Genomic DNA, 26389 nt, shown 5'->3' with positions numbered 1-26389 from the left:
CGCGGCGGTTAGTGGTTTCGTGAAAAATCGTCCCCGCTAATCGTCGCGATGTGAAGGTGGGGGTGGGGTCGGCCATCCTTGCGGCCACTGGGGGGGACCACCAGCGGATTTTAGGCCCGGTGATACGCAATGGCGCCGCTTATCACCCTGGTCCCACCCTCGACGGAGCCTCCGCCGCCCTCGACCAACGTCGTATGCCGGCGCGGGCGGTCGTCACGTCGGCGCCCCAAGCAGCCCATCTTGTCGGAGCCGGCGGCGGTCGGTGTGGATAGGGCAGTGGTCTTCGTTCGGGTGTAGCAGGCGGTGAGGGACACTGCGCCCGCATTGCCAGGGATGCCATGTGCGTGCCCGTGTCATTCCAATGTCGGCGTGAGACCCCAGCGTCGAGCTTGACCGAGCGTCGCTGGCGGGTGCGCGAAGGCGGCGAACCAGATGAGTTCACAACGTTTCACGAACGTGCCAAAATGTAGTCATCGGCTCTTCGCAGAAGAGTTTTGGGGGCGAGTTAACACGGAGCGGCACTGGGTTCCCGATGGTCGGGCGCTTGGCGTTGTCCCGTTGAGACCGGTGCCCCTTTTCGCGTTCTGGGCACCCGGTCATCCGGAGGCCGAGCGTGATGACACCAATCGAGTACTACCGTCGCTCAAATAAGCTGTCTCTTCGCGGCTTGTCCGCGGCTTCCCAGGTCAGTATCGCCAAACTGCATCACGCGGAGCACGGCCGCGATCTCAGCGTGGATGAATACTCGCGCCTCGCCTCGGCCCTCAAGTGCCCCGTTGACGCCCTCCGGGCGCGCGCCGTTTGTTTGGTGTTCGAGCCTGCTGCTCAGGTAGTAGACCATGCTTGATGTCGCCTGGCTGACGCGGGCCCAGGCCGCCGCCCGGGTGCAACTCTCAGAGCGCACGCTGGCGCGCGCAATACGGCTCGGAGACTTGCGTGCCTTTAAGGTCGGCGCTGGCAAGAAACTGTGGCGACTCAAGCCGTGCGACGTCGACGCGTGGATCGAGGCCGCCGCCGTGCCCATGGTTGTTGACCGCACCGGGGACGGTCACACCCAGAAAGCCGCAACACCTGTCCCGGCCGAGAACGGCCGCAGTTCCCGAGGTGAATAGAAGTGTCACCAACAACACAGTGTGACGCACCGCCCCGTCAACTACATCGGTCCACTGCACCTGCGAATAGGGTGTTTCCCGAACGACCTTCGGATGTATCGCCGCATGACCTTGATGCAGAACGAGCCGTCCTCGGAGCACTGCTCGTGGCACCGTCGCGACTCAGCGAGATCACCAGCCTTGGTCTGCAACCGGTTCACTTCTTTCGCGTAGCTCACCGACTCATCTTCCGGCATATTCTTACGCTGTCCGCACAGGGCGAGACGATCGACCCCATCATCCTGAAGCGCAGTCTGGGCGACGACCTTGAGGAGGTCGGTGGGTTTGCTTACCTGTCAATGCTTACGGACGGCATCCCCAAACTGGCGAACGTCGCGGCCTACGCGAAGGTGGTCATGCACCACTGGACGGCGCGGACCGACGAAGCGGCGTACGTCAAGGCGATCGACGAGGTCCGCACCCTTGGGCCTGGTGAAGCGCGTGAGCGGTTACTGGTCAGGTTGAGCGAAACCGGGTCCCCGCCCAGGCTTACTGCACGAACCGGGCTCGACCTCGTGCTGTCCCACGACGTGCTTACCCTCGACCCTTCGTGGCCGATGCTGGTACCTGGCTCAATTTCAGCGATAGTCGGCCAGCCTGCGGCCGGAAAAACCCTCTTGGTGATTCGGATGACGGCGGAACTTCTGAAGGCCGGGCGCCGCGTGGTCGTGTGCGCGCTGGACGGCAATGGAGGTCTGCGCGGACGCCTCCGCGCCGCGTGCAGTGCGTTCGACTTGACCCACAAGCACTTGGAGAACCTGGTTGTTGTTGAGTCCCTGCTGCTGGGCGATGACAAATCGGTCCGGGATGTCATCACAGTCGCAACGCGGGCTGACGTGGTGATTATCGACACCCTAGCGCGTGCGCTCGGCGGCCTGGACGAAAACAGCGCGTCCGCCGTCGGAACGGCGCTCAACGGCTGCGCGCGCATCAGCAAGGGCGTCGGCAATGCGGCCGTCGTGATCGTGCATCACATGAACAAGAGCGGCGGCTCCGAGCGGGGGTCGACCGCCCTCCGCGCGGGTGTTGACACGTTGGCCTTCCTGGAAGACCAGGGTGAGGAGCGGGTGCTGAAAACAGACAAAATGCGCGACGCCGAATGCCCACCGCCCCGAGTCTTTCGACTGCGACTCATTCCCGAGCATTCGAGCGTGGTGCTGGACGACGCAGTGAACGTCAGCGCCGCGGGCAGCGAGACCGAGTTGAGCACCAAGACCCGACAGGTGCTCGCGGAACTGCGGATGGTCGGGAGTGCATCAGGCAAGGAAATCTCGGACAACCTCCACGGCCGCGTCGCTCGCTCAACCGTCTTCGGCGCCTTGAAATCGATGGAGGCGCTTGGGTTGGTGAAACAGAAAGGCAGCACATGGTCTGCCGCTCGGCTCCCATGACGATCCAATCCGGTCCGAAGTGCAGTCCAACGGCGGTCCAGGCTGGGACGGAATTGAGTCCATCAATAATGTTCAGGAAATTCGCCGATCCTGAACCCGTCCGACGTCCAGTCCAACCCAGTCCGGAGGATTACAAGGGCTCTTCAGAGCCCGTAATCCGGACCGGACACGACACGGTCAACGCCGCCAGTTCGCCACCGTACTTGAGCAACCGTCAAGTGTCACTGCGACGATCTCCGGTGAATTACGGCGGGCTGAACCGTATGTGCGAACCCGTGTGTAGATCAACACCGGGTATGCGCGGTGGCGCGCCACATTGGCCACACCGACGTCGTAGTCCGGGATCATGGCCGAGGCTCCCATCCGGTTTCGGATACCACCCTCAATCCAGCGTGTCGGAGCGTCGGTCGCGACGCGCCACAGCGCCCGGGCCATGTCGAGGCATCGCGAATCGCGGTGGAGGGGCGAATGTCCAGACCATCGACAAGTGTACTACGGGTGTTATACAGTCTGCGACGTGAGCCCTAGTGCGAAGAAGCAAACCGCCTTCCGAATTGATGCCGATGTCCTCGATGGACTGAAGGCCATCAAGGAGCGAGACGGGGTGCCGGTTTCCGAGCAGGTCCGACGCGCGTTGTCGGCCTGGGTGGAATCGCGAGGGGTCACAAAAGCGGACCGCAAGCGCGTTGGCGCGCGCAAGCGGCCCTGACCCGACCGCACGTCGTTAACCCGTGCCGACAGGCTGCAAACATCGTAGCAGCCAGCCGGCCTTCATCCTTCGGAGGCCCGTATGAAAGCAAGTACCGACAGCTACCCACCACGCCCTCATCCACTGAGCCGGGACGATCACAGCCACCGTGCCCATGATCCGCGCGCCGCGGCGGAACCTGGAGGCCGACGTCACCGCTCCCGTCAAGACGATCGGTCGCGACTCTCAGATGCTTGGGCTGCGACCGGATGCGCGTGCCGGCCGCAAGCCCATGAGGGGTTGCCACCTGGCCCTGCACCACGGCAAGTCGGTGATGGCGGTCCTGTGTTCGCGACCCTCGATCTCAGCGAAGTGGCGCACCTCGATCGCCACGGGCTGAACGCGCTGAAAGGGGAGGCATAGGCCATGCCGAAGCGAACCAACGACGGCATCAGCAAGCGTTGTGATTGTGCGCGGCGCAAGTGGCCGAAGTGTATTCACCCCTGGCACTTCAACTTCCACTTCGGTGGAAAGGAACATCGCCACTCTCTCGACACCATCGCCAGACGGGAGGGCGTCCGGCCGCCGGCGACGAAGGCCGAAGCCATGGCCATGCGGGATCGACTGCGCAGCGCCATCCGAGCGGGGACCTTCGGCGGCGCCGAGTTGCCCGCGGACGACCTGACCTTCGGCGACGTGGTGCGGCGGTACGAGAACGAGTACGTGAACGTGCCGACCAGGCGCGCGAGCGCGGCCGAGATGTTCAACGTCCATTTGCAGATGCTGCTCCGGGCGGAGGTCCCGGGGGCCAACGGCGCCCGGGTCCAGTTGCGTCACAAGCCCATCGCGGCCATCACCCGCGCCGACGTCGAGGCCGTCAGGGCAGACCGGCGCAAAGGCTTCGCAGACGTCCTGGCCGGGCGCGTGGCTGGGAGGAAGGCCGGCATCCGGCGTCCGGGGGTCAAGGGTGGGGAAGTCGGCCTCAATCGCCTCCTGGCGCGTTTGCGGCATCTCTTCTCGTGGGCGATTCAGCAAGGGTACTTGACGGCGTCACCGTTCAAGCTGAACGGGGTCACCGTCGTGAAGCTCGAATCGAAAGCCGAGTCGGCACGCCAGCGTCGCCTTCAGCCCGGCGAAGAGGATCGGCTGCTGGCAAACGCGAGCCCGCACATGCGCGCGCTCATCCTGGCCGCTCTCTCGACCGGGTGCCGGCCCGGTGAACTGCGCGGGTTACGCTGGTCGGACATTCGCCGCGACGCCGACGGCGCCCCGATTGCGCTGGACCTGGCTGCGGCGCGCACAAAGACCAGCCGCGGCCGCGTGATACCTGTCGGCTCGAAGCTGCGCGCGGTGCTGGAGATGCGCCAGACGGGCCCGGACGGAGCGCAGTTGCCAGCCGCGGCGTACGTGTTCGGCAACGAAGTGGGCGAGCCGGTGAAGAGCATCCGCGCCGCCTGGAACGCCACGTGCGCTGCCGCCGGCATCATCGACCTTCACGCGAACGACCTGCGGCGGGAGTTCGCCTGTCGACTGCTTGAGTCATCGGCGGGCTTGCACGACGTGCGCGACTTCCTGGGGCACTCGAACATCTCGACGACGTCCACCTACTTGGCAAGTTCGCCCGTTCGACTTGAGAATGCCCTGGGGAGAATGGAAGGGCGCGCCGAACCGCGGCGAGAAGATCCGGCGGATTCGCACATCGTTCGCACAAACGATGCGAGCGAGCCGATCGAGGCATCGAACGACGACGCTGTAACTCATTGAAAGGAAAGTGCCGGGGGTGGGAATCGAACCCACACGTGCCTTGCGGCACTCAGGATTTTAAGTCCTGTGCGTCTGCCAGTTTCGCCACCCCGGCCCGAAAGCGCTTGTCAGGGCATTCACCATGAAGCACATGAAGCTCCATGAAGGGCGAGTTTGGGGGCCCGGCTACGCCGGGGCCGCGAGATCGGAGGGAAGGCACAAACGAACGCAGCCGAAAGACCTCTGAGGTCGTTTAACACTGACCTCACGAAACGACCTCAGAGGTCCTATGCCTGCGTTCGTTTGTGCCTTCCCTCCGATCTCGCGTGCCGCCGAAGGCGGCACCCAAACTCGCGCTTACCCAACGGGTCCAGTAAGCCTCCATGGATCTTCATGGACCTTCATGGTGAAAAAGCTCTTTTGTCGCCAAAGCATAGAATAACGCGTAATGAAGTCGCTCATTGCCGTCGTTGCGGGGATCGTGGTCGGGGTCGTGGTGCTCTCGCTGGCGGAGCAGATTGGCCAGGCGCTGCTGCAGATGCTGATGGGCATCGAGCCCAACACCGCACAGGGGGCAGCGGCGCTCGGTACAGTCCGGCCGACTGAGTCGTTGGCGGTGGTCGTGGCCGCGTGTTTCCTCGGGCCCCTCGCCGGTGGGTATGTCGCCGCGCGGCTCGCGCCGTCAAAACCGCTGGCTCACGCCGCCGCCGTCGGCGCCTTTCAGATGATTCTGGGCGTGATTGGCCTGGTGTTTTTTCCGCAGCCCACCTGGTTCGCGTTCGCTGTCGTTCTGGCGTTTGCCCTGGGGCCGGTCGTGGGCGCCCGCCTTTCCCGAGTATGATCTCCCCGGAGTATTCCTATGGAACTACTGTGGTGGCATTGGCTCGTAATCGGACTTCTGCTGGTCCTGGTTGAACTCGCCACGCCCGGCGGGTTCTTTGTGATCTTCTTTGGTGTGAGCGCGATCATCGTGGGTGCGCTTGCCGGCTTCGGCCTGGCCGGCCCCGTGTGGACCCAGTTACTGATGTTCTCGGTGTTGTCGATCATCTCGTTGGTCTTGTTCCGGGCGAGGTTGCTCAAGGCGATCCAGCGCGACCCTCAACGGCCGGAGGTGGACGCCCTCGTGGGCGAGATCGGCCACGTGGAAGCGCCGATCGGCGCCGGGGAGATCGGGAAGGTCGAGGTGCGCGGCGCGGCATGGTCGGCGAGAAACACGACGTTGTCCACCCTGCCCCGTGGCATGCGGTGCCGCGTCGTGCGTGTCGACGGCTTGATGCTCGAGATTGAACCAGAAGGAGCCCACTCGTAATGGAAAGCACAATCGTTCTCGGTGTCCTTGCCCTGCTCGTCATCATTGTCATCGCCAAGACGGCGGTGGTGGTGCCGCAACAGAGCGCGTTTGTCGTCGAACGCCTCGGCCGGTTCCACGGCATTCTGTCGGCCGGATTCCACATCCTGATCCCGTTTCTGGACGTCATCAGGTATCGCCACTCGCTGAAGGAAGTGGCGATCGATATTCCGGCGCAGGTGTGTATCACACGCGACAACGTGCAGGTCGGCGTGGACGGAATCCTGTACCTGAAGGTGCTGAATCCCGAGCGGGCGTCGTACGGGATCTCCGACTTCGGCTTCGCGATCACGCAACTGGCGCAGACCATGTTGCGAAGTGAGATCGGCAAGATCGATCTCGATCGCTCGTTTGAAGAGCGCATGAACATCAATGCCGCGCTGGTGACCGAACTCGACAAGGCCTCGGAAGCCTGGGGCGTCAAGGTGCTGCGGTACGAAATCAAGAACATCACACCTCCGCATGACGTGCTGGCGGCGATGGAAAAGCAGATGCGTGCCGAGCGTGAGAAGCGCGCGGTGATTCTGACCTCGGAAGGTCAGCGCGACGCGGCGATCAACACCGCCGAAGGCGAGAAGCAGCAGGTCATCAAGGCGTCGGAAGCCAGCCGTCAGCAGCAGATCAACGAGGCGGAAGGCCAGGCGGCCGCGATCATGGCCGTCGCCACGGCCACAGCCGAAGGCATTCGCCTGGTGGCCGAGACTATTCGTCAGCCCGGCGGCATCGAAGCCACGCAGTTGCGAGTGGCCCAGCAGTACGTGGAGCAGTTCGGGAACCTGGCGCAGAAGAGCACCACGCTCATCCTGCCGGCCAACGTGGCCGACGTGGCGGGCATGGTCGCGATGGCGACCAAGGTGTTCAAGACGGCTGACGGGAAGTAGCGCGGGGAAACGTAGGAGGGCGCAGAAACGTAGCTCGGCCTGTTCTTCAAGGCCGAGGCGGCACTCGGGCTTGAGGAGCAGCCCGAGCTACGTTCGATGCTCTACAGCGCCAACCACGCCCGGCCTACCGCCAACCAGGCGCCCAGCGCTGCGGCAAGCAGTCCGAGGCCGGCGCCCGTGCGCACACGGTATCGGCCCCGGCCAATCACCAGGGCGATCGTCATCTTGACCAGGGTATTCGCGAGTACGCCCAGCGTGAGCGCTCCGGCCGCTACCGCAGCGGGCGTATCTGCGGCAGCGCGTTGGGCCATGGACACGGTCAGCGCATCCACGTCGGACAATCCCAGGACAGCGGCAGACGCGTACAGCCCCGCGTTGCCAAACCTCGCCTCCGCCAGCGCCACACCAAATAGCACCACCTGAAAAATGGCGGCCATCTGCAGAGCCGCCACGATCTCCAGTGGGTTTCTTGGACCGGTCGCGCGCGTCGCCGCACCGGCATCCCGCACGCCGAGAAAGAACAGCACGAGGCCAATAAGCACGGGAGCGACGAATGCCGGCCAGAGGGCAGCCGTCAGGGCGGGAGCCAGGACGAAGCTCGCCAGCAGTACACGCGGAAACAACACCACGTTGGCGCCGAGTACGCCTGATGCGAGCGCCCGCTCATCATCCGGATGCTCCCGGCTCAGGCGCGAGAAGGTCAGCGTGACCGAGGTGGACGACACCAGGCCACCCAGAACACCCGCGATGGCGTAGCCCCGATGTTCGCCGAACGCCCGGCGCGCCAGGAAGCCAACGAAACTGAGACCTGAAAAAAACAGCACCAGCATCCAGAGCTGGCGCGGATACACGAGGCCGAGGGGACCCCAGGGGCCAATCTCACGCGGCAGTACCGGCAACACGACGGTCGCCATGACGGCAAATCGCGCGGCCGCCAGCATCTCGGTTTCACCGAGCCGCGTGGCCATGCCGTGCAGGCGCGATTTTTCAGCGAGCAGCAGAACCGTGATGGCGATGGTCCCGGAGGCGAACGAGATTTGTCCGACGCCCGCCATCACGCCGGCCGCCAGGACCACGAACGCCGCAATTTCAGTGGTGGCTTCCACGTCGTGGCGGCTGCCCACCACATACGCCATCACGATGATGCCGGCGGTGCCAGCGAGGACAACAATCGCAGGGCCCTGCATGCCGGACGTCCACCACACGCCGCTTAAGCCCGCGATGAGACCCATCATGGTGAACGTGCGAAGTCCCGCGAACCGGGCGTTGTGGCCAGAAGCGTGGCCGCTCCACTCGCGCTCCAGCCCCACGGCCAGGCCGCCCAGCACCGCCACCACCACATTCCACAACGCGCTAGATTCAAACGTCATCGCGGACCCTGGACGCTGGACTCTGGACTCTGGACCCTACCGTGGCGGCGGTGCGGCGTCGAACGCCCTGGTCACCGCGATCATCGTCTCGACGACGCGAACGTAGAAGTCGTAGGTCATCGTGTCGTATTTGTCGGTGGCCTTGTGGTGGTTCTCGAAGTCCTCAACGCCGAAGTAGAGGCAGGGGATCTTCGCCTGGCAGAACGGCGCGTGGTCGGACGAATTCGTCCAGTCTTCGATGTCCTTCTTCGCCGGGTCGTCATGACCCATGGTCAGCTTCACGGTGGCCGACGCGGCCACACGTTCAATGACCGGCTTGAGCGATGGCTGCGAAGTCGTTCCCACAACGTAGAGGAGGTTGTTGGCGTCGCGGCCGATCATGTCCATGTTCAGGTTGATGATGAGCGACGCCGCGTCCACGGGCGGCTTTGCCACAAACGCCCGGGCGCCGCGCAGGCCACTTTCTTCCGCATCAAACGCCGCGAAGATCAGGGAGTGTGCCGGCGGGTTCTTCACGAAGTACTCCGCCAGGGCAAAGAGGGCGGCCGTCCCGGACGCGTTGTCGTCGGCGCCATTGAAGGTGACCCCGTTGCGAACCCCGATGTGGTCGTAGTGCGCGGAGATGACGATGTAGCGGTTGGGTTCGCGCGTGCCGGTGACGAGGCCCAGCACGTTGATGCCCTGGCGCTCGGCCGCAGCGGCGCCGCGGCCGCCCGTGAAGGTGAATGGAGACTCAAACGAGGCGCCGAAGGGCTTGAGGCCCGCCGCCTTGAACCGCTCGATGACAAAGGCACGCGCCTTGGCGCCGCCGGGTGAGCCCACCAGGCGGCCCTCCATGTCATCAGCCGACAGCGTCTTCAGGTCGGCCAGCAACTGGTCGCGGCGAACCGGCGAAGAAGCTTGTTCAGAATTCACTGCGGCAGCGCCGCAGAACACGAGAGTGCCAAGCGCGATCGAGAGGACGGAACGTCGATTCATGTAGTGACCTCAGAAGGAATCAAGTGCCTGGCTCAGGCGACTAAGCCCTTCAGCCAGGCGATCGGTCCGGCCAGCCAGGCTGATCCGGATGTGTTCGGGTGCATCGAAGTACCGGCCTGCGGCCACTGCAACACCTGCCGTCGCTGCAAGGCTATCCACAAACGTACTCGTATCGGGCACGCCGGCCAGTCTCGGAAACGTGACGTTGGCGCGGGGCTTTTCCGTGGCCGAGAGCTGCGGGTGAGCCGCCATGAACTTGCGGGCGATCGTCAGGTTCGCCGTCAGCAATTGTCGCGTGCGAGCCTTGAGCGCGGGCATCTGGCTGAACGCAAACGCCGACAACCGCTCGGAAGGGACGCTCCCGATGACATCAACCAGATCGCGTACGCGGTGCATGCGCGTGACGATCTCTGGCGGGGCGACGGCCCATCCGCATCTGAGGCCGGCGAGGCCGAAGGACTTGGTCAGGCTGGCGGTGACAATCACCGGCCCCTCAAGCTCCGACGCCGACGGATTCAGCGCGTCATCACCTGCAGCGAGGTTGACCGCGTCGAGGTAGACCTCATCCACCAGCACGTGAGCCCGGGCACGTTCAGCGATCGCCACGAGGCCCCGGAGAATTTCGGCATCGAGCGAAACGCCCGAGGGGTTGTGCGGTGAGCTGACGATGATGAGACGGGTGGCGGGGGTGACCGCCGCTTCAAGCGCCTGCAGGTCGATTCTGAATCCTCTACTGAACGGTCGCGCGAAACGCCTGACCCGGGCGCCCATGAGTTGACACGCGCCAACCAGCGGGTCGTAGCCGGGCTGCTCAACGAGCACGTCGTCACCCGCGCCCACGAGCGCGGCAATCGCCATGAAGTTGACGCCCGAACATCCGCCACCCGTCATGATGCGGTTGACCGGTACCTGTTTGTGTGCGGCGATGGCCTCGACGAGCGGGGCATAACCGTTGTCGTTGCTTGCGCTCAGCTCAAGGGCTTCGGCGGCGCCAGGGAGATCTTCAATCGAGCACGGCAGGAGGTTGCTGCCGGCCAGATCGATCTCGGCCGGCTCACGGGTCTTCGCCCAGAGCATGTACGGCGCCAGAGGTTCATTGAGCATGTCGTGACTGTCGCCTGAATAGATAATAGACCGGCACGCCCAACAAGAGGAGCGCCGCGCCGGCCGCCGAGCGCCACGGGTCAGTGGAGACGACGCTGTAGACCACCACGAGCGCAACCACGACAAATGCTCCGGGCAGCCACGGATACCACGGCGTGCGGAATCCATCGGTATTTGGCTGGCGGCTGCGCAGGATCAGCAGGCCCGCGACGGTGAGACCGAAGAAGATCCAATCCGCGAACACCACGGTGTTGAGCAGGTCGCCGTAGGTGCCGGTCAGCGTGAGCACGATGGCCCAGGCCGACTGCACAACGATGGCCCATGCGGGTGTCTGAAAGCGGGGATGCAGGCGGGCCAGCGCGGGCACAAAGACTCCATCGCGCGCCATCGCAAAATACACGCGCGTGGGAGCGAGGATCGCCAGGTTGAGGAAGCCGAACGTGGAGATCGCAATCGCACCGGCGATGAGTCGCTCTCCCAGTGATCCAAACCATCGGCCTGCGGCTTCTGCCGCCGGCGTTTCGGTGGCCGCCAAACCGTCGAGGCCGAGTGTGCGCACATATGCCACGTTCGCCAGCAGGTACACCGCCACCACCACAAACGTGCCGAGGATGAGGCTCTTGGGCAGGTCACGTCGAGGGTCGCGCATTTCTTCAGCCACGTAGTTCGCGTTCTGCCACCCGCCGTAGGCGAACAGGATTGGAATCAAGGCGACGCCAAACGTCAGGGCTGTTGAGGGTGTGTCGTCGATGCGCACGGCGGTCATCCATCCAGGTGCAGCCGGCCCACTCCACGCAAACAGGATCAGCGCGCCAATCGCCGCCACCTTCAGGATCACAAAGACGTTCAGCACCTGGCTGCCCGGTTTGACGCCGACGTAATTGATCACTGAGAGGACGACGATGGCTGCGACGGCGATGAGTTGTGGGTCGGCCCCTGTGCCTCCAGTCATGCGCGACGCGTACTGCGCGAAGGTGATGGCGACGGCCGCCATGGCACCGGTTTCAATCATGAAGAGCAGAGCCCAGCCGTAGAGAAAACCCACGAGCGGGTGCCACGCTTCGCTGAGGTACACGTACTGACCGCCCGCGCGTGGGAGGCGTTGTCCAAGTTCCGCGTAAGCAAATGCGCCCGCGAGTGCGATGGCGCCGCCGGCGACCCAGGCGAGCAGGACGAGGCCGGTGGAGTCGAGCTGGCGGGCGACGAGGTACGGGTTGATGAAGATGCCAGACCCGATGATGCCGCCGATGACGATCATCGTTGCGTCGAACGGGCCGAGGGCGCGCCGGAAACTCATGAGTGATCCTGTTGCAGTTGGTCGGTCAGGGCGGCGATGGCGTGGTCCAGCATCTGTTGATGTGATGGATGCACGGCCGTGAGGCGGTCGGCGCGGGCCCGGGCCAGTGCCGCCTCCAGGGTTTGCCGGCGGGCGCGTCGGGCGGCCTCTTCAGGAGTCACCGGGCCGCGTTTGGCCGCCGCCGCAGCAGCGTCGCGATCGTCCTGTTGAGATTCGACAGACTTGCTCTCCCAACCGCGCGCCATCAGGGGTTCCAAGGATGCACGGCATACAATAACTGGAAAGAGCGAACCATGACACGATCACGCGTTTCTTTCCTGGGTTCCGGGGTTTTGCTGCTGTTGGCGGTCGGCTGCTCTGTGCGCGAGGCTGCGTGCGGCCGGCAGTTAAAAGAGCCCACCGTGTTGACCGAGGCCGAGCAGGCGGCCGCGACCGGCGCCGAACCGCCGCGCCTGCAGATTGCCGTCCTCGGCGATAGCCTGACGGCCGGGTTTGGCCTGCTCCAGGCCGAAGCGTTTCCGTCATTGCTGCAGGACAAATTTAATGCCGACGGTTACACCCGCATCGATGTGGTCAACGCCGGCATCAGCGGCGATACGACGGCGTCCGGCCTGCGCCGCCTCGAGTGGGTGCTTGAGCCAACCGTGAAGATCCTCGTCGTGGCGCTGGGCGCGAATGATGCGATGCGAGGGCAGTCTCCCACGCAGACCCGGCAGAACCTGTCGCAGATTATTGAAGCGGCGCACAAAAAAGGCGTGCGCGTGCTGTTGGCCGGGATGGAAGCGCCCTCCAATATGGGCATCCAGTTTCGCGCCGAGTTTCGAGCGATCTATCAAGACCTGGCCGTTAAGTACCAGGTCACGTTTTTGCCCTTCCTGTTGCAGGGCGTTGCGGGAGTGCCCGAACTCAATCAGGAAGATGGGATTCATCCAACGGCCGTGGGCCAGCGCATGATGGCGGACTTGATCTATCCGCTTCTGCAGCCTCTGGCCGATGACATGCTGGGCCGTTCATGATCGAACTGTCGGAGGTCTCGCGCACCGTGACGAGCGGTGCCGGGCCGCTCACCATTCTGCATCCCTCGTCATTCCGGATCGAGCAGGGTCGCACGGTGGCAATCACCGGGCCATCCGGCAGCGGCAAGTCCACACTCCTGGGCCTGCTCGCCGGCCTCGACACGCCCACCACCGGTGCTGTATCGATCGACGGCGTGAATATCACGCGTCTCGGCGAAGAGGCGCTCGCGCGGCTTCGCGGCGAAAAGATCGGGATCGTGTTCCAGTTCTTCCACTTGCTGCCCTCGCTCACGGCCCTTGAGAACGTCCTTGTGCCGATGGAACTGGCCGGCGTCTCCGACGCCCGAGCTCGCGCCGCCGCACTGCTCGCCGATGTCGGGCTCACCGGCCGGGGACATCACTATCCGTCGCAACTGTCTGGCGGAGAGCAGCAGCGCGTGGCGATTGCGCGTGCCCTCGCCAACGATCCGCCCATCCTGCTGGCCGACGAGCCGACGGGCAACCTCGATAGCGCCACCGGCCGGCAGGTGATTGATCTGCTGATGCACGTCAATCGCGACCACGGCCGCACGCTGGTGCTTGTGACCCACGATCCTGAACTGGCGCTGGTGGCCGATGAAGTGATCGCGCTCAGGGACGGCCGTGTGGTGTCGCGAACGGAGCGCGTGTGACGTTTGTGCTGCGGATGGCCTGGCGTGAGTTCCGTTCGTCGTGGACGCGCCTGCTGTTCTTCTTCCTGTGTGTGGCGATCGGCGTGGCTGCGATTGTGGCGTTGCGCAGCGTCATCCAGGAGGTGCGAGAAACGCTGACGCGCGAGGCGCGTGACCTGGTCGGCGCCGACCTGGTGGTGTTGTCTGGCCGGCCCTGGCCTGAAGAAGTGACGCCACGGCTTGCGGCGTACCTGGCCGAACCTCGGGTGCTCGAGCGCATGGAGGTGGTGGAGACCGCCACCATGGCGTCCACCGAAGGCCGGGCGCAACTGATCGAACTGCGTGCAATCGAAGCCGGGTTTCCGTACTACGGCACGCTCGAACTGCAGAGCGGAAGGCCATGGTCTGCGTCGCTCCTGCAGGGCCGCGGTCTTGTGGTGCAGCCCGAGTTGCTTGTGCAGATGGGCGTCGCGGTGGGCGACACCATTACCCTCGACAGGCAACCGTTCACCATTCGCGATGTCGTGGTTCGCGATCGAGTGCAGGGGCGCAACGGGTTTGCGTTTGGGCCTCGCGTCTACATCGATCTGGCCGAACTGCGGCAAACGTCCATCCTGACGTTTGGCAGCCGCGCCTCCTACCAGTGGTATGCGCGCGTGCAGGGCGACGAGGTGGATGGCCTGACCGACGATTTGCGCCGCGACTTCAGGCGCAGCCTGGTGTCGGTGCGATCGTGGCGCACCGTCGAAGATCGGCTGGGCCGGAATCTCACACTGGCGGAAAACTATCTGAGCCTCGTCGGCTTCTCGATGGTTGTGCTCGGCGGCATCGGTGTGTGGAGCGTGACGCGTGTCTTCATCCAGCAGAAGATTCGCAGTGTCGCGGTGCTCAAGTGTGTGGGCGCAAGTTCCAACACCGTCCTGGCCACCTACGTCGTCCAGGTGATGGGCCTTGCCGGCGCCGGCAGCCTTCTGGGCGTTGGGATTGCGGCCGCAGGCATCGCCGCGATACCGGCATCTGTTGTGACCCTTGCGGGCGTTGAGTCGGTTGGTGTGACGTGGTCCGCCGCACTCCAGGGCATGTCGGTGGGGGTGCTTGTCTCGCTGCTGTTTGCGCTGGTCCCCTTGCTCGAGATTCGGGACGTCAAGCCGCTCATGCTGCTGCGTGCGGATTCCGCGCCCAACGCGCGGCGCCGGGGTTGGCGCAGCGTATCCGCCACTGTTCTCATCGGCGCGGCCCTGGTGGCGGTGGCCGTCTGGCAAGCCGGCTCGATCGCGGCGGGCCTCTACGTGTCCGTCGGCCTCCTGGCTGTTGCCGGCGTGCTGGCCGGAGCCGCATGGGTGCTGATTCGAGTGGTCGCGCCACTGACGCGGTCCAGGCGGTTCGCCTTGCGCCACGCGGTGGTGAGTCTGGGCCGTCCAGGCAACCAGACACGGGTCATCCTGACGGCCGTCGGCCTGGGCTGCTTTCTCATCCTCGGCGTGCGCGCCCTTCAGTCAAACCTGCAGGAGGAGTTCAACCTGGCGGTGGGCGACAACGCCCCCGACCTGGTGCTCTTTGACATCCAGCGTGATCAGGTGGACGGCGTGCGCGCACTGGTCCGGCCATTTCTGAAGATCGCACCGGGGGCGGCCCAGGCCTCTGACCCGCCGCTCCTGCCACTGCTGCGGGGGAGAGTGGTCGGCGTTGACGGAGCGCGCACCAAGCTCGCCACTGCCGAAGATGTACGGCGCGAGGGCGAACTCGCGCGTGAGTACGGCATCACGTATCGCATGGACCTGGCCGACAATGAGCGGCTGGTGGCAGGCGATTGGTGGCAGGGGCCCTCGACCGACACCAGTGGTCCCCTCGAAGTCTCCATCGAGCAACGCCTGGTGGACGAACACGCCATCGGCATCGGTGACCGCCTCCGGATTGATATCGCCGGACGGGTGGTGGAGGCGCGGGTGACCAATGTCCGCAAGGTGTCGTGGGATGAGACCCAGAACGGCGGGTTCATCTTCGTGTTCAGGCCCGGGCCGGTCATCGAACGCGCGCCCCATACGTTCGTGGGGTTCCTCCAGGTCAACCCTGGCGCCGACGTGCGCGGCACGCTCCAGCGCGACGTGGTGCGTGCCTTTCCAAACGTGTCGGTCATCGACGTCGGCACCGTTCTGGCTTCCGTAAGGGAAGTGGTGGACAACGCCACCGTCGCCATCACCGTCGTCGGCGCGGTGACGGTGGTGAGCGGAATTCTCGTCCTCGTGGGCGCGGTGGCCATGGCCAAGTTCCAGCGGGTCTACGACGCGGCGATCTACCGCACGCTGGGCGCCAGCTCGCGCCGCCTCGCGGCGATGGTCATCATTGAATATGGCGTGCTTGGGGCCCTGGCCGGCGCACTTGGCGCTGCCGGCGCACTTGCGCTGTCCTGGGGTGTGGCCACCCATCTGTTTGAAATCGAATGGCGCCCCGACTGGTGGACCCTGGGTGGCGGGGTAGGGGCGACCGCCCTGGTGGTGGCCGGCGTGGGCCTGCTCGCCAGCATCGACATCATCATCCGCAAGCCGCTCGGAGTCCTGCGGCAGGGCTAGCCGCGACAGGGATATAATCAGGGGATTCAGAAAGGGCCCCAGTGGCCACAGGGTGTTTAATGCCTGAACGCGTACTTGATGAAACTCTCACGACCCGGCTCAAAGAGACTCTGCTGAAGCGGCGCGGAGACATTTTGTCGGCTTCAACCGGAACCCGGGCCCTTCCCGCCTCGGTGGATGTGAACAGCCGCCACGGTGACCTGGCCGACCAGGCCAACGGCACCAACGAAGTGCACATTCAGCTGAAGCTCAAGCAGACCGACGCCAAGATCCTGCAGGCCACTGAAGAAGCGCTGGAGCGGATCGAGAAGGGCGTCTACGGGGTCTGCCGTGACTGTGGCGACCCGATCGCCCCCGCCCGCCTGGAAGCCATTCCGTGGACGCGCGTGTGTATCGCGTGCAAACAAAAACAGAGTGAGTCATGACGACACCCTCGACCGATCTCCTGGGCACGTTGAAGGAACTGCACCGCGACAAACTCACGTTGCGTGAGCGGCATGTGGCTGTGGCTCGCCACGTGGACCACTACGATTTCAACAACACCTACCAGTACGCGATCAACCGCGAGGACGTGCATCTGTCGTGGCTCGAGACGGCCATTGCCGAACTCGGCGGCACGCCCGATCAGGTGCCGGCGCTGGACTTGCCCTCGCCCGGCAAGTCGAAGAAATCCGACGCGTTCGCCGGCCTGGCTGATGAAGACGCGCGTGCGGCTGACGCACTGGTGACGAAGTGGCGAGCGCGTGTGGACGGCATATCGAACATCCGACACGCCAAGATGGTCAACGTCATCCTCGGCGAAACGCTGGAGCATCGCCGGTTCTTTGCGCAGATCGCGCAGGGCAACCAGAAGGTGTTGGGGACGCGCATGGCCGGCGCCGGCACCGGCAACGGTGTGATGGGGATCCGCTGGATCGAGTGACCCGGGTCGCCATCGCGCTCGGCAGCAACCTGGGCGATCGCCGCGCTCATCTCCAGTTCGCCATCAGCCGGCTGCGCACAATCCTAACGGACGTCCGCGTCTCGTCCATCCACGAAACCGCCCCTGAAGGCGTGGACGGCCCCCAGCCCGACTACCTCAACGCGGTGGTCGCCGGTTTCACCACCCTCAGCCCCATCGCCCTGCTGCAGACCCTGCTGGCCATCGAGCGCGAGCGCGGCCGCACGCGCCCGTCCCTCCGGGCCTCACGCACCCTCGACCTCGATCTCATTTTGTATGGGGACGCGGTGATAGACACCCCTGAGCTCACCGTCCCACATCCGAGGTATCTGGAGCGCCAGTTTGTTACAAAGCCACTGGCGGAGATCTGGTGAACTGGGGAACTGGGGAAGTACAAAAAAAGAAGCTGGGAAGCGGGGAATCAGATCCCCACCTCCCAACTTCCTAAGTTCCTAACTGACTACATTGCTTTCTTGTAGTACGTCGTGCGGGGCGTTCCGGGGCCACCGTCACGGCCGGGCGCCAACGTCGTCTGCGTCATCCACGCGCCGTCCATGGCGTAGGTGATCGTCTGACCGTTGTCCGACGTGATCACGAGCTTCGCGCCGTCCCACTTCGCCGTCGACGTGACTTCCGTCTGGCCGCCGCGACCCATCGTCATGTTCTTGCTGGGCGTGCCGTCCAGGTTGTACGTGGTCTTCATCTCGGCTTCCTGCACCATGCGGGAAACGACCAGGGTCTTCGCGTCCTGGGTGATCGTGATGTCGCCACCACCCATGCCGCCGCCACGACCACCGCCGCCGCCCGCGGGAGCGCCCGCCGGTGCCATCGCCGCCATCTTCTCTGCGTCTCTCGTCCACTTGCCCGCGAAGTTCGGGGCCTGGGCGAAGACACTGGCCGTCATCATGACGACCGCTGCCATACCAAGCGTTGCTGCTACACGTCGCATAAGAAATACTCCCTGCCTAATACGGGGCGACTGTCTTGTCGCCGCCGATCTTGTGTTACTCAAACCGGAGCGCTTCAATCGGGTCGAGTCCGGCCGCTTTGCGCGCCGGGTAGAAGCCGAAGAAGACTCCGACAAAACCTGCAAACCCGACGGCGGTCAACACGGCGTCAATCGGCACCACCGCCGGCCAGTTCTGGTACCACTTGACGAACTCGGCAATGCCGTAGCCCATCGCAATACCGAGCGCGCCGCCGACAATCGAGATGACAATCGCCTCCACGAGAAATTGCAGCAGCACATCGCTGCCCCGAGCGCCGATCGCCATTCGCAGGCCAATCTCGCGTGTGCGTTCCGTGACTGACACCAGCATGATGTTCATGATGCCAATGCCGCCAACCATCAGCGACACGGCCGCGATGCCGGCGAGCAGGGAGGTGAGGGTGCTCGTCGCCTGCGTGCGGAACGCCACCATGTCTTCAAGGGTCTGCACGCGAAAGTCATCTTCCTGGCCGGGGCCGATGTCGTTCAGTACTCGCATCGCCACCCGAACCGATTCGGCGGCCTGAGCGATGCCGTCGGCGCTGAACGACGACACCGTGATGTTGTTCAGCCGCTGGTTACCCTGGATCTTCTTCTGCACGGTGGTGAAGGGCATGAAGACCTGGTCGTCCTGGTTCTGACCGCCCGACGACGCGCCTTTGGATGTGAAGACGCCGATGACCTTGAACACGTGGTTACGCACACGAAGGTTCTGACCCGTAGGGTCCTGCTCTGGAAAGAGCAGGTCGGCGACGTTCGAGCCCAGTACAAGCACTTTGGCCGCGGCCTGCACGTCCTGCTCAGTGAAAAACTGACCGTACTTCATCGGCCACGACTTGATGAGCGGCCAATCCACGTTGGTGCCCTGTACCGAGGTGTTCGAGTTCTGGCTACCCGTGATGAGCTGCTGTCGCGTACTGACGCCTTCAGCCACCCACTGAATTTCGGGCAGCAGGCGAATGGCGTCTGCGTGCCTGGCCGTCATCTCGCCGCTGCCTTCGCCCATGCGCACGCCGCCACTGCTGAAGTTGCCCGGCGAGATGGTAATCATGTTCGTGCCGGTGGCTTTGACCTGCTCTTCAATGGTGGTCTGGGCGCCTTTGCCGAGCGCCACCATCGTGATGACCGCACCGACACCGATGATCATGCCGAGCATGGTCAGCGCTGTGCGCAGCTTGTTGCGGCCGAGCGCCTTCAGCGCGATCCGGAAAACCATCAGAATTGACATGTCGTATTTCCTTACTTATGTGCCGCTTCGGCAGGCGGCGGTATCAGATCCGGCTCGGGCGGCGGCAGGGCCGCCAGTTCATCAGCCGCATTGCGCCGATGCGGAATCGCCTGGTCGGCCACCACACGCCCGTCGCGGAAGCGAATGAGCCGGGTGCCGTATTCGGCGATGTCCATTTCGTGCGTGATGACGATGACGGTGATCCCGCGTTCTTTGTTAAGTCTCTGGAAGATGCCCATCACCTCAATGCTGGTGCGCGTGTCGAGGTTGCCGGTCGGCTCGTCGGCCAGCAGAATGGATGGCTCGTTGATGAGCGCGCGGGCGATGGCCACGCGCTGCTGTTGCCCGCCCGAGAGCTGGTTGGGCATGTGGTGAAAGCGCTCACCCAAGCCGACGATCTCAAGCGACGCCATGGCGCGCTTGTGGCGTTCAGCCGCTCTGAGGCCGCTCTTGCCGTTGTAGAGCAGTGGCAGTTCGACGTTGTCGAGGGCCGTGGTGCGCGTCAGCAGGTTGAAGCCCTGGAAGACGAAGCCAATCTTCTGATTGCGCACGCCGGCGAGCTCGTCCTTGGACAGCTTCGACACATCCTTGCCGTCAAGGATGTAGGCACCGCTCGAGGGTTTGTCGAGCGCGCCGATGATGTGCATGAAGGTGGACTTGCCGGAGCCCGAAGGCCCGGTTACCGACACGAACTCGCCCGGCTCGATGTCGAGCGACACCCCCCGCAGGGCGCGTACCTCATGGTCACCCATGTGGTACACGCGCGTGAGATCTTTGACGGAAATAACTGTCATTACCGTCCACCACCGCCGCCGCGGCCACCGCCGCCGCCACCGGGCTGGCCGGTGGGCATGCCACCACGGCCGGGCTGCTGACCAGAGAACGGATTGCCCTGTGTTGTTCCCGTTGTCGTACGGGCCGCGAGCCACGGCATCGTGATGTTCTGCACCAGTTCCGTGCCGACCGCGAGCTCAGGAGGACCGCTCACCAGTTCCGTGAAGGTGCCGTTCGTAATGCCCTGCATGATGTCGAGCCGCTTCAGCGTGCCGAACGGGTTCGCCGGTGTCGCAGGCTCGAGCACATAGACTTGTCCGCGGGTCGGTGTGCGCACGATTGGCGGAAAGAGTTCGTCAATGGAGCCTGAGCTGCGTTGTGCCAGAGGGACGACCGGCGCGTTCTGCCCGTTGTTGCCGCCGCGACCGCCGCCACCACCGCGACCGCCGCCGCGGCCACCGCCGCCGAAGTTGATCCCGGCCTTGGCGTAGGCCGCCATCTGCTGGTCGCGTGGGAGCGCCCGAATCGCTTCAATCTGTTTCATCTGCTCGGGTGTGAAGTTGGCGTTCATGCCGCCGCCTCGTCCGCCACCGCCACCCGAACGGTCGCCACCAGTGCGTTCACCACCGGTGCGGCCTCCACGATCGCCACCCTGGAAGGGATTGGCGGCAGCCGCCTGGGGCGCGCCCGTGGCGTTCCCGCGGGCCGCAGGTGCCGTCGCAGCAGGCGTCGTCGCCGGTGCCGCCGCTGGTGCGGCTCCGGGTGTCGTGGCGCCAGGTGTCGTGGCGCCGTTGGCGCCGCGACCGCCGCCGCCTCGGCCGGCCGGCGTCGGCGGTTCCTGCTTGAGGGCCGTATACATGTCGTTGCTCGGACGGAACCGCAGCGCGGCGTTCGGGATGCGCAACACGTTGTCGCGCCGCGAGACTTCGATTCGCATCGAGGCCGTCATGCCGGGCTTGAGGCGCAGGTCGTTGTTCCTGACATCAGCGACGGTCGTGTAGGTGACGACGTTCTGCTGAATCGTCGGGTTCAGGCGCACCATGATGATTTCGCCCGTGAACGTCTGGCCCTGGTACGCATCCACGGTGAACCGCACCGTCATGCCCTGGCGCACCTTGCCGATTTCGGCCTCGTCCACGCCGCCTTCAAGCTTGAGCAACGTCAGGTCTTCGGCAATGGTGAAGAGGGTCGCGACTGTCTGCGACGACTGCACCGTGATACCCGGGTCAACTTTCTTGTCGACGATGACGCCATCAACAGGCGAGGTAATCGTCGCGTAACCGAGGTTGGTGTTGGCGGTATCCAGGTTGAACTGGGCTGACACCATCGACTTTTCGGCTGACGCAATCTGCGCTTCGCGGCTCTTGACCGTCAGGTCCGCCGCTTCAAACGCCTGCTGCGTCGCGAGCTTTTTCTCCAGCAATTCGCGCTGCCGTTCCAGGGTGCGCTTGGCGTCTGCGAGTTGCACGCGCTGGCTGGCGAGCTCCACTTCCTGGCGGGAAATGTTGGCCTTCTGGATCTCGACCTGCGTTTCGAGCAGGGAAGTGTCGATTCGGGCGAGCACCTGACCCTTCCTGACGATGTCGTTGAAGTCCACGAGGACTTCTTCAACACGACCGGAGACGAAGGAGCCGACGCCCACCGATCGCTTGGCCTGCAGCGTGCCGGTGGCGCTCACTTCCTCCACGATCTCGCCCTGGGAGATCGCGCCCTTCATGAACTCGGGAATCTCCGGCGTCTTCTTGCTCTGGTAGTAGTAATACCCGCCGCCACCGAGCGCCAGGAGAATAACGAGACTGATCAGCTTCTTCATAGTCGTTTAGGCCTGTTCAGGAGTCGAATGCGCCGCCCCTCGGCGCAAGCCAGCAAAACCTTCTTCAAACAGCGTGTACACCGTCGGCACCAGGACCAGGGTCACCAGTGTCGAGGCGGTGAGGCCGCCGATTACCACGCGCGCCAGCGGCGCCTGCAATTCGCCGCCTTCACCCAGCGCCAGCGCCATGGGCACCAGACCGAGCGTGGTCGTTAATGTCGTCATCAGGATGGGCCGCAGACGGGTGCGCCCGGCCTCTTCCACCGCGTCGCGCAACGATTTGCCGTCTCGCTTGCGCAGGATGTTGGTGTAATCCACCAGGAGAATCGCGTTGCTGACGACGATGCCGGCGAGCATGATTACCCCGATATACGCCTGCAGACTGAAGGATGTTGACGTCAGTTTCAACGCAGCCACAATGCCGATGAGCGCCACCGGCACCGAGAACATGACAATGAACGGATCCTTGAGGGATTCGTACTGCGACGCCATGACGGCGTAAACCAGCAGAACCGCCAGCAGGAGCAGAATCTGCAGCTGCTGGAAGGCCGTGCCCTGGGCCTCGACCTCGGCGCCAAACCCCACCGTGAAACCCTGGGGGATATTCAGCTCCGGGATCCGGGCCCTGACCGCCTTGACGGCATCGCCGATGGCCACGCCCGCGTCGAGCTCGGCATTCACCCTCGCAATGCGCTCCTGGTTCTTGCGTTCAATCTGGGTGGGACCGCGCTGGGTGTCCACGGCCAGCAGGTTCTTGGCCGGCAGCACCTGGCCGGTGGGCGTGCTGATGAGCACATCGCTGACGGATTCGGCCCGTTCCCGGTCCTCGGGGCGAAGCCGCACAATGATGGGGAATTCCTTGCCGCGCTCACGGAAGACTGCCGCCTGGGTGCCGGCCATGTTGGTGCGGATGGCGTTGGCGACGTTGGTCACCGAGAGACCCAGCAGCGCGGCTTTGGGACGATCGACGCGAATCGCGAGTTCGGGCCGGCCCTCCTGGCGTCCAATCTGCGGACTCGCCACGCCTTCCGTGGTCTGGAGCAACGCGAGCACATCCTGCGAGACCGCGTTGGACTCCTCGAGCGAGAATCCGCGAATTTCCACGGCAAGCCGGCTCGACGAGTTGAGGTCGCCGAGCACACGGTTGAGCGACTGGTTACCGCCCGACGCGCGCGTCGTGATGCTCACGCCCGGCAAGCCGACCAGCACACGGCGCAAGTCGGTGGCGATCTGCTCGCTCGAACGCGTCCGCTCGTCCTTCTTCGTCAGCTTGATGGTGACCGAGGCACTGCCCCCCATGCCGAACCCGCCGCCACCGCCCGCTGACGACACCACCGTGACGGCCTCCGGCACGTTGGTTTTGATCAGATCCTCAAGTTGCAGGATGACGGCTTCGCTCCGCTCGATCCGGCTGCCCACCGCGAGTCGCGCGTTCACCGAAACCTCGCCCTCATCACTCTGGGGCATCAGTTCGGCGGGAATGGTCGGCAGGATCACCATGGCGGCCACCGTCAGACCCGTCGCGACCATGAGCACCGTTGGCCGGTGCTGCAGGCAGACGTGCAGGACTCGGCGATAGGTATTGTCCAGGCCGTCGAGCGCGCGTTCGCTGAAGGTGAAAAGCGTGCCGCTCACCCCGCGCCGTTCGGCCACCGGCGTCGGCAGCACGAGGAGGCGCGAGCACAGGACCGGCACAATCGTGACGGCGACAAACAGCGACATCCCCAGCGAGAACATCACCACGATGGCGAGCTGCGTGAAGAGAATGCTCGACACGCCCGTGAGGAAGAGCAGCGGCACGAAGACGGCGACGTGGGTGAGCGTGGACGCCAGGATGGCCGACCAGACCTCTTCGCTGCCGTCAATCGCGGCCTGCATCCGGGTCTTGCCGTGTTCTTCCATGTGGCGGAAGGTGTTCTCGAGCACCACGATGGACGCGTCCACGATCATGCCGACGCCAAGCGCCAGACCGCCGAACGTCATCGTGTTGAGCGTGAAGCCGGAGAAGTCGAGCAGCGCGAATGTGCCGACAATGGAAATGGGAATCGACGTGCAGATGATGAACGTCGACCGCAGGTTCCGCAGGAACGAGAAGATGACGATGACCACCAGAATGGCACCGAGGATGCCCGCTTCCTGGACGCCGGCGATCGCCTGCTCGATGAACGTCGACTGATCTTCAAGCACGGTCAGGTGCAGGCCCTGCACTTCGCGATTGATGCGCGCCACTTCCGCGCGCACCTCTTCGGCAATCGCCACGGTGTTTTTGCCCGACTGCTTGGTCACGCGCAGGCGAATCCCCGGCTTGCCGTTGATGCGCGTGAACGACCGCAGGTCCTCGGTGGTGTCGCGCACCTCGGCCACGTCGCGCAGGTAGATGGGCACGCCGCCGCGCGTGAAGACAATCAGGTCCTTGATCTGGTCGATCGACTCAAACTGGCTCTGGCTGCGCAGCAGGAAGGTGGTGTCGCCTTCCGTGACTTCGCCGAGCGGCACGTTCTGGTTCTCGGTGCGGATGGTCTGCACCACCCGGTCCACCGGCAGATCGAGCGCCGTGATTTTTTCCTTGGAGAGTTCGATGCGGATTTGTCGGCGAAGCCCGCCGTCCACCGTGACCGACGCCACGCCTTCCACGCGCTCCAGGCGGGGGACCAGGTCGATCTCGGCCATTTCACGCAACGTCACGCGATCGAAATCGCCTTCCACGCCAATGCCCACGATGGGCTGGGAGTTGGAGTCGAACTTGAAGATGGTGGGAGGGTCCGCGTCCTCGGGCAGGCGTCCGCGCACGCGATCCACACGCGTACGCACTTCGTCGGCCGCCTCGTTGAGGTCCGTGCCCCACGCGAAGTTCAGGCGGATGTTGCCGTTGCCCTCCGAGGCGGTCGCATTGATCTGCTCAAGGCCCGGCACGGCCGCCAGCGACTGTTCGAGCGGCCGGATGATCAGTTCTTCGATTTCAAGCGGACCCACGCCGCCGTACCCGACCCGCACCGTCAGGCTGGGGTAGCTGACGTCGGGCATGAGGTCCACGGGCAGTCGCGTCAGCGAAATCGACCCCAGGAGGACGATGGTCGCCGACACCATGAACATGGTGACGGGCCGATGGATCGCAAAACGGGGCACACTCATGCTGGTTCTCCTGCCGTGATGCTGGGCGTCGGCGCCGAAGCTTACAGACCGCCCCCGCGGCCTGCAGGCGCGCCGGGCGCTGGGGTAGTGCTGCCTTCCGGCCCGCCGCCCGTGCGGCCGCCGGAACGTCCGCCACGCTGGCCGGGCATATTCATCGGCGTAATGCGATCGCCGCTTCGCAATGCGAGCGCGCCCGTTGTGATCACCCGGGTGCCCTCGGTGAGACCAGACAGGATCTCAATGCGTTCGTTGTCCTGCAGGCCGGTGGTGACCGGCTGGAATTTTGCCGATTGGCCGTCTACGAGGAACACGCCGCGTTGCCCTTCGCTGTCCACCACCGCGTTGCGCGGCACGGTCAGCGCATCCGGGCGCACTTCCACCGTGAGCTTCACCCGCGCGAACATGCCGGGCTTGAGCCGGTAGCCGGGATTCGGCACTTCAATTTCCATGGACGCCGTGCGCGTGGCCGAGTCGAACACCGGTGCCACACGGCTGACGGTGCCGGTGAACTGCTCGCCCGGGAACGCGTCCACTTCAATCAGCGCCGTGACGCCCGCGTTCACGCGCTTGAAGTCCTTTTCGACCAGGTTGGAGATCAGTCGCACGGTCGCGATGTCCACCACCGACACGATCGCCGTATTCGCACCGGCGAACGCGCCCTGGTCCAGATTGCGGCGGCCAATGAAGCCATCCACAGGGGACACGATGTTGGTGTTTGAGAGCGTGATCTTCAGTTCGTCAAGCCGCGCCTGCGTCTGACCCAACTGGGCCTTGGCGAGTTCGACCGCAGCCACGGCCGAGTTATGCGCGGCCTCGGCATCCTCAATGGTCTGGCGCGTCGCCAGGCCGCGCGACAGCAATTCCTTCTGCCGGTCAAGCGTCGTCTTGCGCAACTGAAGGTCGCTCTCACGCTGCGTGACCGTCGCGTTGTTGACCAGGACGTTCTGTTCGACCTGCTTCACCTGCTGCTGCAGTTCGCGGTCCTCAATCTTCGCGATTTGCTGACCCCGGCTGACCCGGTCACCCAGTTTCGCGGTGATCGAGTCGAGCCGGCCGGCCACGCGCGGCACGATATCCACCGTCGCATTGCCGATCAGATTGCCGACGACGGTGACGTACTCGGTCACCTCATGCCGGATGGCTGGCGCGGTATCCACCGTCAGGGCAGGCCGGCCGCTCCCGCGGCCGCCACCGGCGCCTGTGGCGCCAGGCGCACCCGTGGCAGACCCCGAGCCGGCGGCGCCCGCCACCCCCTGGGACCGCGTGAAGTACCACGCACCGGCTGACCCGGCAACAAGCAATGCAACGACGACGATCTTTTTCATGT

Annotated in this window: 26 protein-coding genes and 1 tRNA gene; 14 read left to right on the top strand and 13 right to left on the bottom strand. The window is 64.5% G+C overall.

Annotated features, from left to right (window positions below):
- Positions 1–839 precede the first annotated feature (839 nt).
- Both IPL75_15280 and IPL75_15275 read left to right on the top strand, forming a co-directional pair.
- On the top strand, positions 840–1112 hold the full coding sequence (locus tag IPL75_15280) for a helix-turn-helix domain-containing protein (GenBank protein ID MBK9241586.1): 273 nt from the start codon (positions 840–842) through the stop codon (positions 1110–1112).
- Between the two features lie 71 nt (positions 1113–1183).
- Entirely contained in the window at positions 1184–2542 is a 1359-nt protein-coding gene (locus tag IPL75_15275) for an AAA family ATPase (protein MBK9241585.1), read from the top strand.
- 177 nt (positions 2543–2719) lie between these two features.
- On the opposite strand, the gene IPL75_15270 is transcribed toward IPL75_15275, so the two are convergent.
- The gene (locus tag IPL75_15270; GenBank protein MBK9241584.1) at positions 2720–2977 is read right to left on the bottom strand and encodes a hypothetical protein; all 258 of its coding nucleotides are present in this window, start codon (positions 2975–2977) and stop codon (positions 2720–2722) included.
- Between the two features lie 82 nt (positions 2978–3059).
- Between IPL75_15270 and IPL75_15265 the strand changes: the two genes are divergently transcribed.
- The 3 genes from IPL75_15265 (at position 3060) to IPL75_15255 (ending at position 4994) form a co-directional block, all read left to right on the top strand.
- Complete coding sequence (locus IPL75_15265; GenBank protein MBK9241583.1) at positions 3060–3251, top strand: ribbon-helix-helix protein, CopG family; 192 nt, start codon at positions 3060–3062, stop codon at positions 3249–3251.
- Between the two features lie 148 nt (positions 3252–3399).
- A complete protein-coding gene (locus IPL75_15260; GenBank protein ID MBK9241582.1) occupies positions 3400–3630 on the top strand; it encodes a hypothetical protein in 231 nt (76 codons plus the stop codon).
- 26 nt (positions 3631–3656) lie between these two features.
- A complete protein-coding gene (locus IPL75_15255; protein MBK9241581.1) occupies positions 3657–4994 on the top strand; it encodes a site-specific integrase in 1338 nt (445 codons plus the stop codon).
- Between the two features lie 8 nt (positions 4995–5002).
- On the opposite strand, the gene IPL75_15250 is transcribed toward IPL75_15255, so the two are convergent.
- Positions 5003–5088, bottom strand: a tRNA-Leu gene (locus IPL75_15250).
- A 333-nt stretch (positions 5089–5421) separates the two neighbouring features.
- On the opposite strand from IPL75_15250, the gene IPL75_15245 reads away from it, so the two are divergent.
- Genes IPL75_15245 through IPL75_15235 form a run of 3 tightly spaced genes read left to right on the top strand, consistent with a single transcriptional unit; the run spans position 5422 to position 7202 of the window.
- Positions 5422–5814 (top strand): hypothetical protein, encoded by a 393-nt coding sequence (locus tag IPL75_15245; GenBank protein MBK9241580.1) that lies wholly within the window; start codon positions 5422–5424, stop codon positions 5812–5814.
- 18 nt (positions 5815–5832) lie between these two features.
- Positions 5833–6282 (top strand): NfeD family protein, encoded by a 450-nt coding sequence (locus tag IPL75_15240; GenBank protein MBK9241579.1) that lies wholly within the window; start codon positions 5833–5835, stop codon positions 6280–6282.
- Entirely contained in the window at positions 6282–7202 is a 921-nt protein-coding gene (locus tag IPL75_15235) for a paraslipin (GenBank protein MBK9241578.1), read from the top strand. Before IPL75_15240 ends, IPL75_15235 begins: the two co-directional genes overlap by 1 nt.
- Before the next feature lie 101 nt (positions 7203–7303).
- Here the strand turns inward: IPL75_15235 and IPL75_15230 are convergent, their stop codons facing one another.
- Genes IPL75_15230 through IPL75_15210 form a run of 5 tightly spaced genes read right to left on the bottom strand, consistent with a single transcriptional unit; the run spans position 7304 to position 12196 of the window.
- Positions 7304–8572, bottom strand: coding sequence for an MgtC/SapB family protein (locus IPL75_15230; GenBank protein MBK9241577.1), 1269 nt, complete (start codon positions 8570–8572; stop codon positions 7304–7306).
- Between the two features lie 36 nt (positions 8573–8608).
- Positions 8609–9550 (bottom strand): M28 family peptidase, encoded by a 942-nt coding sequence (locus IPL75_15225; protein MBK9241576.1) that lies wholly within the window; start codon positions 9548–9550, stop codon positions 8609–8611.
- Between the two features lie 9 nt (positions 9551–9559).
- Positions 9560–10654, bottom strand: a complete 1095-nt coding sequence (locus IPL75_15220; protein ID MBK9241575.1) for an aminotransferase class I/II-fold pyridoxal phosphate-dependent enzyme — start codon at positions 10652–10654, stop codon at positions 9560–9562.
- Positions 10644–11951, bottom strand: a complete 1308-nt coding sequence (locus IPL75_15215) for an amino acid permease (GenBank protein ID MBK9241574.1) — start codon at positions 11949–11951, stop codon at positions 10644–10646. Before IPL75_15215 ends, IPL75_15220 begins: the two co-directional genes overlap by 11 nt.
- Positions 11948–12196, bottom strand: a complete 249-nt coding sequence (locus IPL75_15210) for a hypothetical protein (GenBank protein ID MBK9241573.1) — start codon at positions 12194–12196, stop codon at positions 11948–11950. Before IPL75_15210 ends, IPL75_15215 begins: the two co-directional genes overlap by 4 nt.
- Positions 12197–12244: 48 nt before the next feature.
- Here IPL75_15210 and IPL75_15205 point away from each other — a divergent pair, with 48 nt between their 5' ends.
- Genes IPL75_15205 through folK form a run of 6 tightly spaced genes read left to right on the top strand, consistent with a single transcriptional unit; the run spans position 12245 to position 17501 of the window.
- Positions 12245–12967: an arylesterase gene (locus tag IPL75_15205; protein ID MBK9241572.1), complete on the top strand. Its 723-nt coding sequence runs from the start codon at positions 12245–12247 to the stop codon at positions 12965–12967.
- On the top strand, positions 12964–13638 hold the full coding sequence (locus IPL75_15200; GenBank protein ID MBK9241571.1) for an ABC transporter ATP-binding protein: 675 nt from the start codon (positions 12964–12966) through the stop codon (positions 13636–13638). The genes IPL75_15205 and IPL75_15200 overlap by 4 nt, the downstream gene beginning before the upstream one ends.
- Positions 13635–16187 carry an ABC transporter permease gene (locus IPL75_15195; GenBank protein MBK9241570.1) on the top strand — a complete coding sequence of 851 codons (2553 nt, stop codon included), beginning with the start codon at positions 13635–13637 and terminating at the stop codon, positions 16185–16187. Before IPL75_15200 ends, IPL75_15195 begins: the two co-directional genes overlap by 4 nt.
- Positions 16188–16246: 59 nt before the next feature.
- On the top strand, positions 16247–16612 hold the full coding sequence (locus IPL75_15190) for a TraR/DksA family transcriptional regulator (GenBank protein MBK9241569.1): 366 nt from the start codon (positions 16247–16249) through the stop codon (positions 16610–16612).
- The gene (locus IPL75_15185; GenBank protein ID MBK9241568.1) at positions 16609–17109 is read left to right on the top strand and encodes a hypothetical protein; all 501 of its coding nucleotides are present in this window, start codon (positions 16609–16611) and stop codon (positions 17107–17109) included. Before IPL75_15190 ends, IPL75_15185 begins: the two co-directional genes overlap by 4 nt.
- The gene (gene folK / locus IPL75_15180; protein MBK9241567.1) at positions 17106–17501 is read left to right on the top strand and encodes a 2-amino-4-hydroxy-6-hydroxymethyldihydropteridine diphosphokinase; all 396 of its coding nucleotides are present in this window, start codon (positions 17106–17108) and stop codon (positions 17499–17501) included. The genes IPL75_15185 and folK overlap by 4 nt, the downstream gene beginning before the upstream one ends.
- Before the next feature lie 86 nt (positions 17502–17587).
- Here the strand turns inward: folK and IPL75_15175 are convergent, their stop codons facing one another.
- From IPL75_15175 to IPL75_15150, 6 genes are all read right to left on the bottom strand, one after another.
- A complete protein-coding gene (locus IPL75_15175) occupies positions 17588–18049 on the bottom strand; it encodes a hypothetical protein (GenBank protein MBK9241566.1) in 462 nt (153 codons plus the stop codon).
- An 82-nt stretch (positions 18050–18131) separates the two neighbouring features.
- Entirely contained in the window at positions 18132–19343 is a 1212-nt protein-coding gene (locus IPL75_15170; GenBank protein MBK9241565.1) for an ABC transporter permease, read from the bottom strand.
- 11 nt (positions 19344–19354) lie between these two features.
- Positions 19355–20137: an ABC transporter ATP-binding protein gene (locus IPL75_15165; protein MBK9241564.1), complete on the bottom strand. Its 783-nt coding sequence runs from the start codon at positions 20135–20137 to the stop codon at positions 19355–19357.
- Complete coding sequence (locus IPL75_15160) at positions 20137–21930, bottom strand: efflux RND transporter periplasmic adaptor subunit (protein ID MBK9241563.1); 1794 nt, start codon at positions 21928–21930, stop codon at positions 20137–20139. The genes IPL75_15165 and IPL75_15160 overlap by 1 nt, the downstream gene beginning before the upstream one ends.
- A gap of 6 nt (positions 21931–21936) precedes the next feature.
- Positions 21937–25062: an efflux RND transporter permease subunit gene (locus IPL75_15155; GenBank protein MBK9241562.1), complete on the bottom strand. Its 3126-nt coding sequence runs from the start codon at positions 25060–25062 to the stop codon at positions 21937–21939.
- A gap of 41 nt (positions 25063–25103) precedes the next feature.
- Entirely contained in the window at positions 25104–26387 is a 1284-nt protein-coding gene (locus IPL75_15150; GenBank protein ID MBK9241561.1) for an efflux RND transporter periplasmic adaptor subunit, read from the bottom strand.
- Positions 26388–26389: the final 2 nt, after the last annotated feature.

Source organism: Acidobacteriota bacterium, from assembly GCA_016716905.1.
In the GTDB taxonomy this organism is placed as follows: Bacteria; Acidobacteriota; Vicinamibacteria; order Vicinamibacterales; family SCN-69-37; genus SYFT01.
The sequence above is the reverse complement of the archived record's forward strand: the minus strand, read 5'-3'. Positions and strand labels throughout refer to the sequence as shown.

Bases quoted from the DNA above. Each gene is read 5' to 3' on its own strand.
- IPL75_15280 (MBK9241586.1), top strand. From the start codon at position 840: ATGCTTGATGTCGCCTGGCTGACGCGGGCCCAGGCCGCCGCCCGGGTG.
- IPL75_15270 (MBK9241584.1), bottom strand. From the start codon at position 2,977: ATGGCCCGGGCGCTGTGGCGCGTCGCGACCGACGCTCCGACACGCTGG.
- IPL75_15255 (MBK9241581.1), top strand. From the start codon at position 3,657: ATGCCGAAGCGAACCAACGACGGCATCAGCAAGCGTTGTGATTGTGCG.
- IPL75_15245 (MBK9241580.1), top strand. From the start codon at position 5,422: ATGAAGTCGCTCATTGCCGTCGTTGCGGGGATCGTGGTCGGGGTCGTG.
- IPL75_15240 (MBK9241579.1), top strand. From the start codon at position 5,833: ATGGAACTACTGTGGTGGCATTGGCTCGTAATCGGACTTCTGCTGGTC.
- IPL75_15235 (MBK9241578.1), top strand. From the start codon at position 6,282: ATGGAAAGCACAATCGTTCTCGGTGTCCTTGCCCTGCTCGTCATCATT.
- IPL75_15230 (MBK9241577.1), bottom strand. From the start codon at position 8,572: ATGACGTTTGAATCTAGCGCGTTGTGGAATGTGGTGGTGGCGGTGCTG.
- IPL75_15225 (MBK9241576.1), bottom strand. From the start codon at position 9,550: ATGAATCGACGTTCCGTCCTCTCGATCGCGCTTGGCACTCTCGTGTTC.
- IPL75_15220 (MBK9241575.1), bottom strand. From the start codon at position 10,654: ATGCTCAATGAACCTCTGGCGCCGTACATGCTCTGGGCGAAGACCCGT.
- IPL75_15215 (MBK9241574.1), bottom strand. From the start codon at position 11,951: ATGAGTTTCCGGCGCGCCCTCGGCCCGTTCGACGCAACGATGATCGTC.
- IPL75_15210 (MBK9241573.1), bottom strand. From the start codon at position 12,196: ATGGCGCGCGGTTGGGAGAGCAAGTCTGTCGAATCTCAACAGGACGAT.
- IPL75_15205 (MBK9241572.1), top strand. From the start codon at position 12,245: ATGACACGATCACGCGTTTCTTTCCTGGGTTCCGGGGTTTTGCTGCTG.
- IPL75_15200 (MBK9241571.1), top strand. From the start codon at position 12,964: ATGATCGAACTGTCGGAGGTCTCGCGCACCGTGACGAGCGGTGCCGGG.
- IPL75_15190 (MBK9241569.1), top strand. From the start codon at position 16,247: ATGCCTGAACGCGTACTTGATGAAACTCTCACGACCCGGCTCAAAGAG.
- IPL75_15185 (MBK9241568.1), top strand. From the start codon at position 16,609: ATGACGACACCCTCGACCGATCTCCTGGGCACGTTGAAGGAACTGCAC.
- IPL75_15175 (MBK9241566.1), bottom strand. From the start codon at position 18,049: ATGGCAGCGGTCGTCATGATGACGGCCAGTGTCTTCGCCCAGGCCCCG.
- IPL75_15170 (MBK9241565.1), bottom strand. From the start codon at position 19,343: ATGTCAATTCTGATGGTTTTCCGGATCGCGCTGAAGGCGCTCGGCCGC.
- IPL75_15165 (MBK9241564.1), bottom strand. From the start codon at position 20,137: ATGACAGTTATTTCCGTCAAAGATCTCACGCGCGTGTACCACATGGGT.
- IPL75_15160 (MBK9241563.1), bottom strand. From the start codon at position 21,930: ATGAAGAAGCTGATCAGTCTCGTTATTCTCCTGGCGCTCGGTGGCGGC.
- IPL75_15155 (MBK9241562.1), bottom strand. From the start codon at position 25,062: ATGAGTGTGCCCCGTTTTGCGATCCATCGGCCCGTCACCATGTTCATG.
- IPL75_15150 (MBK9241561.1), bottom strand. From the start codon at position 26,387: ATGAAAAAGATCGTCGTCGTTGCATTGCTTGTTGCCGGGTCAGCCGGT.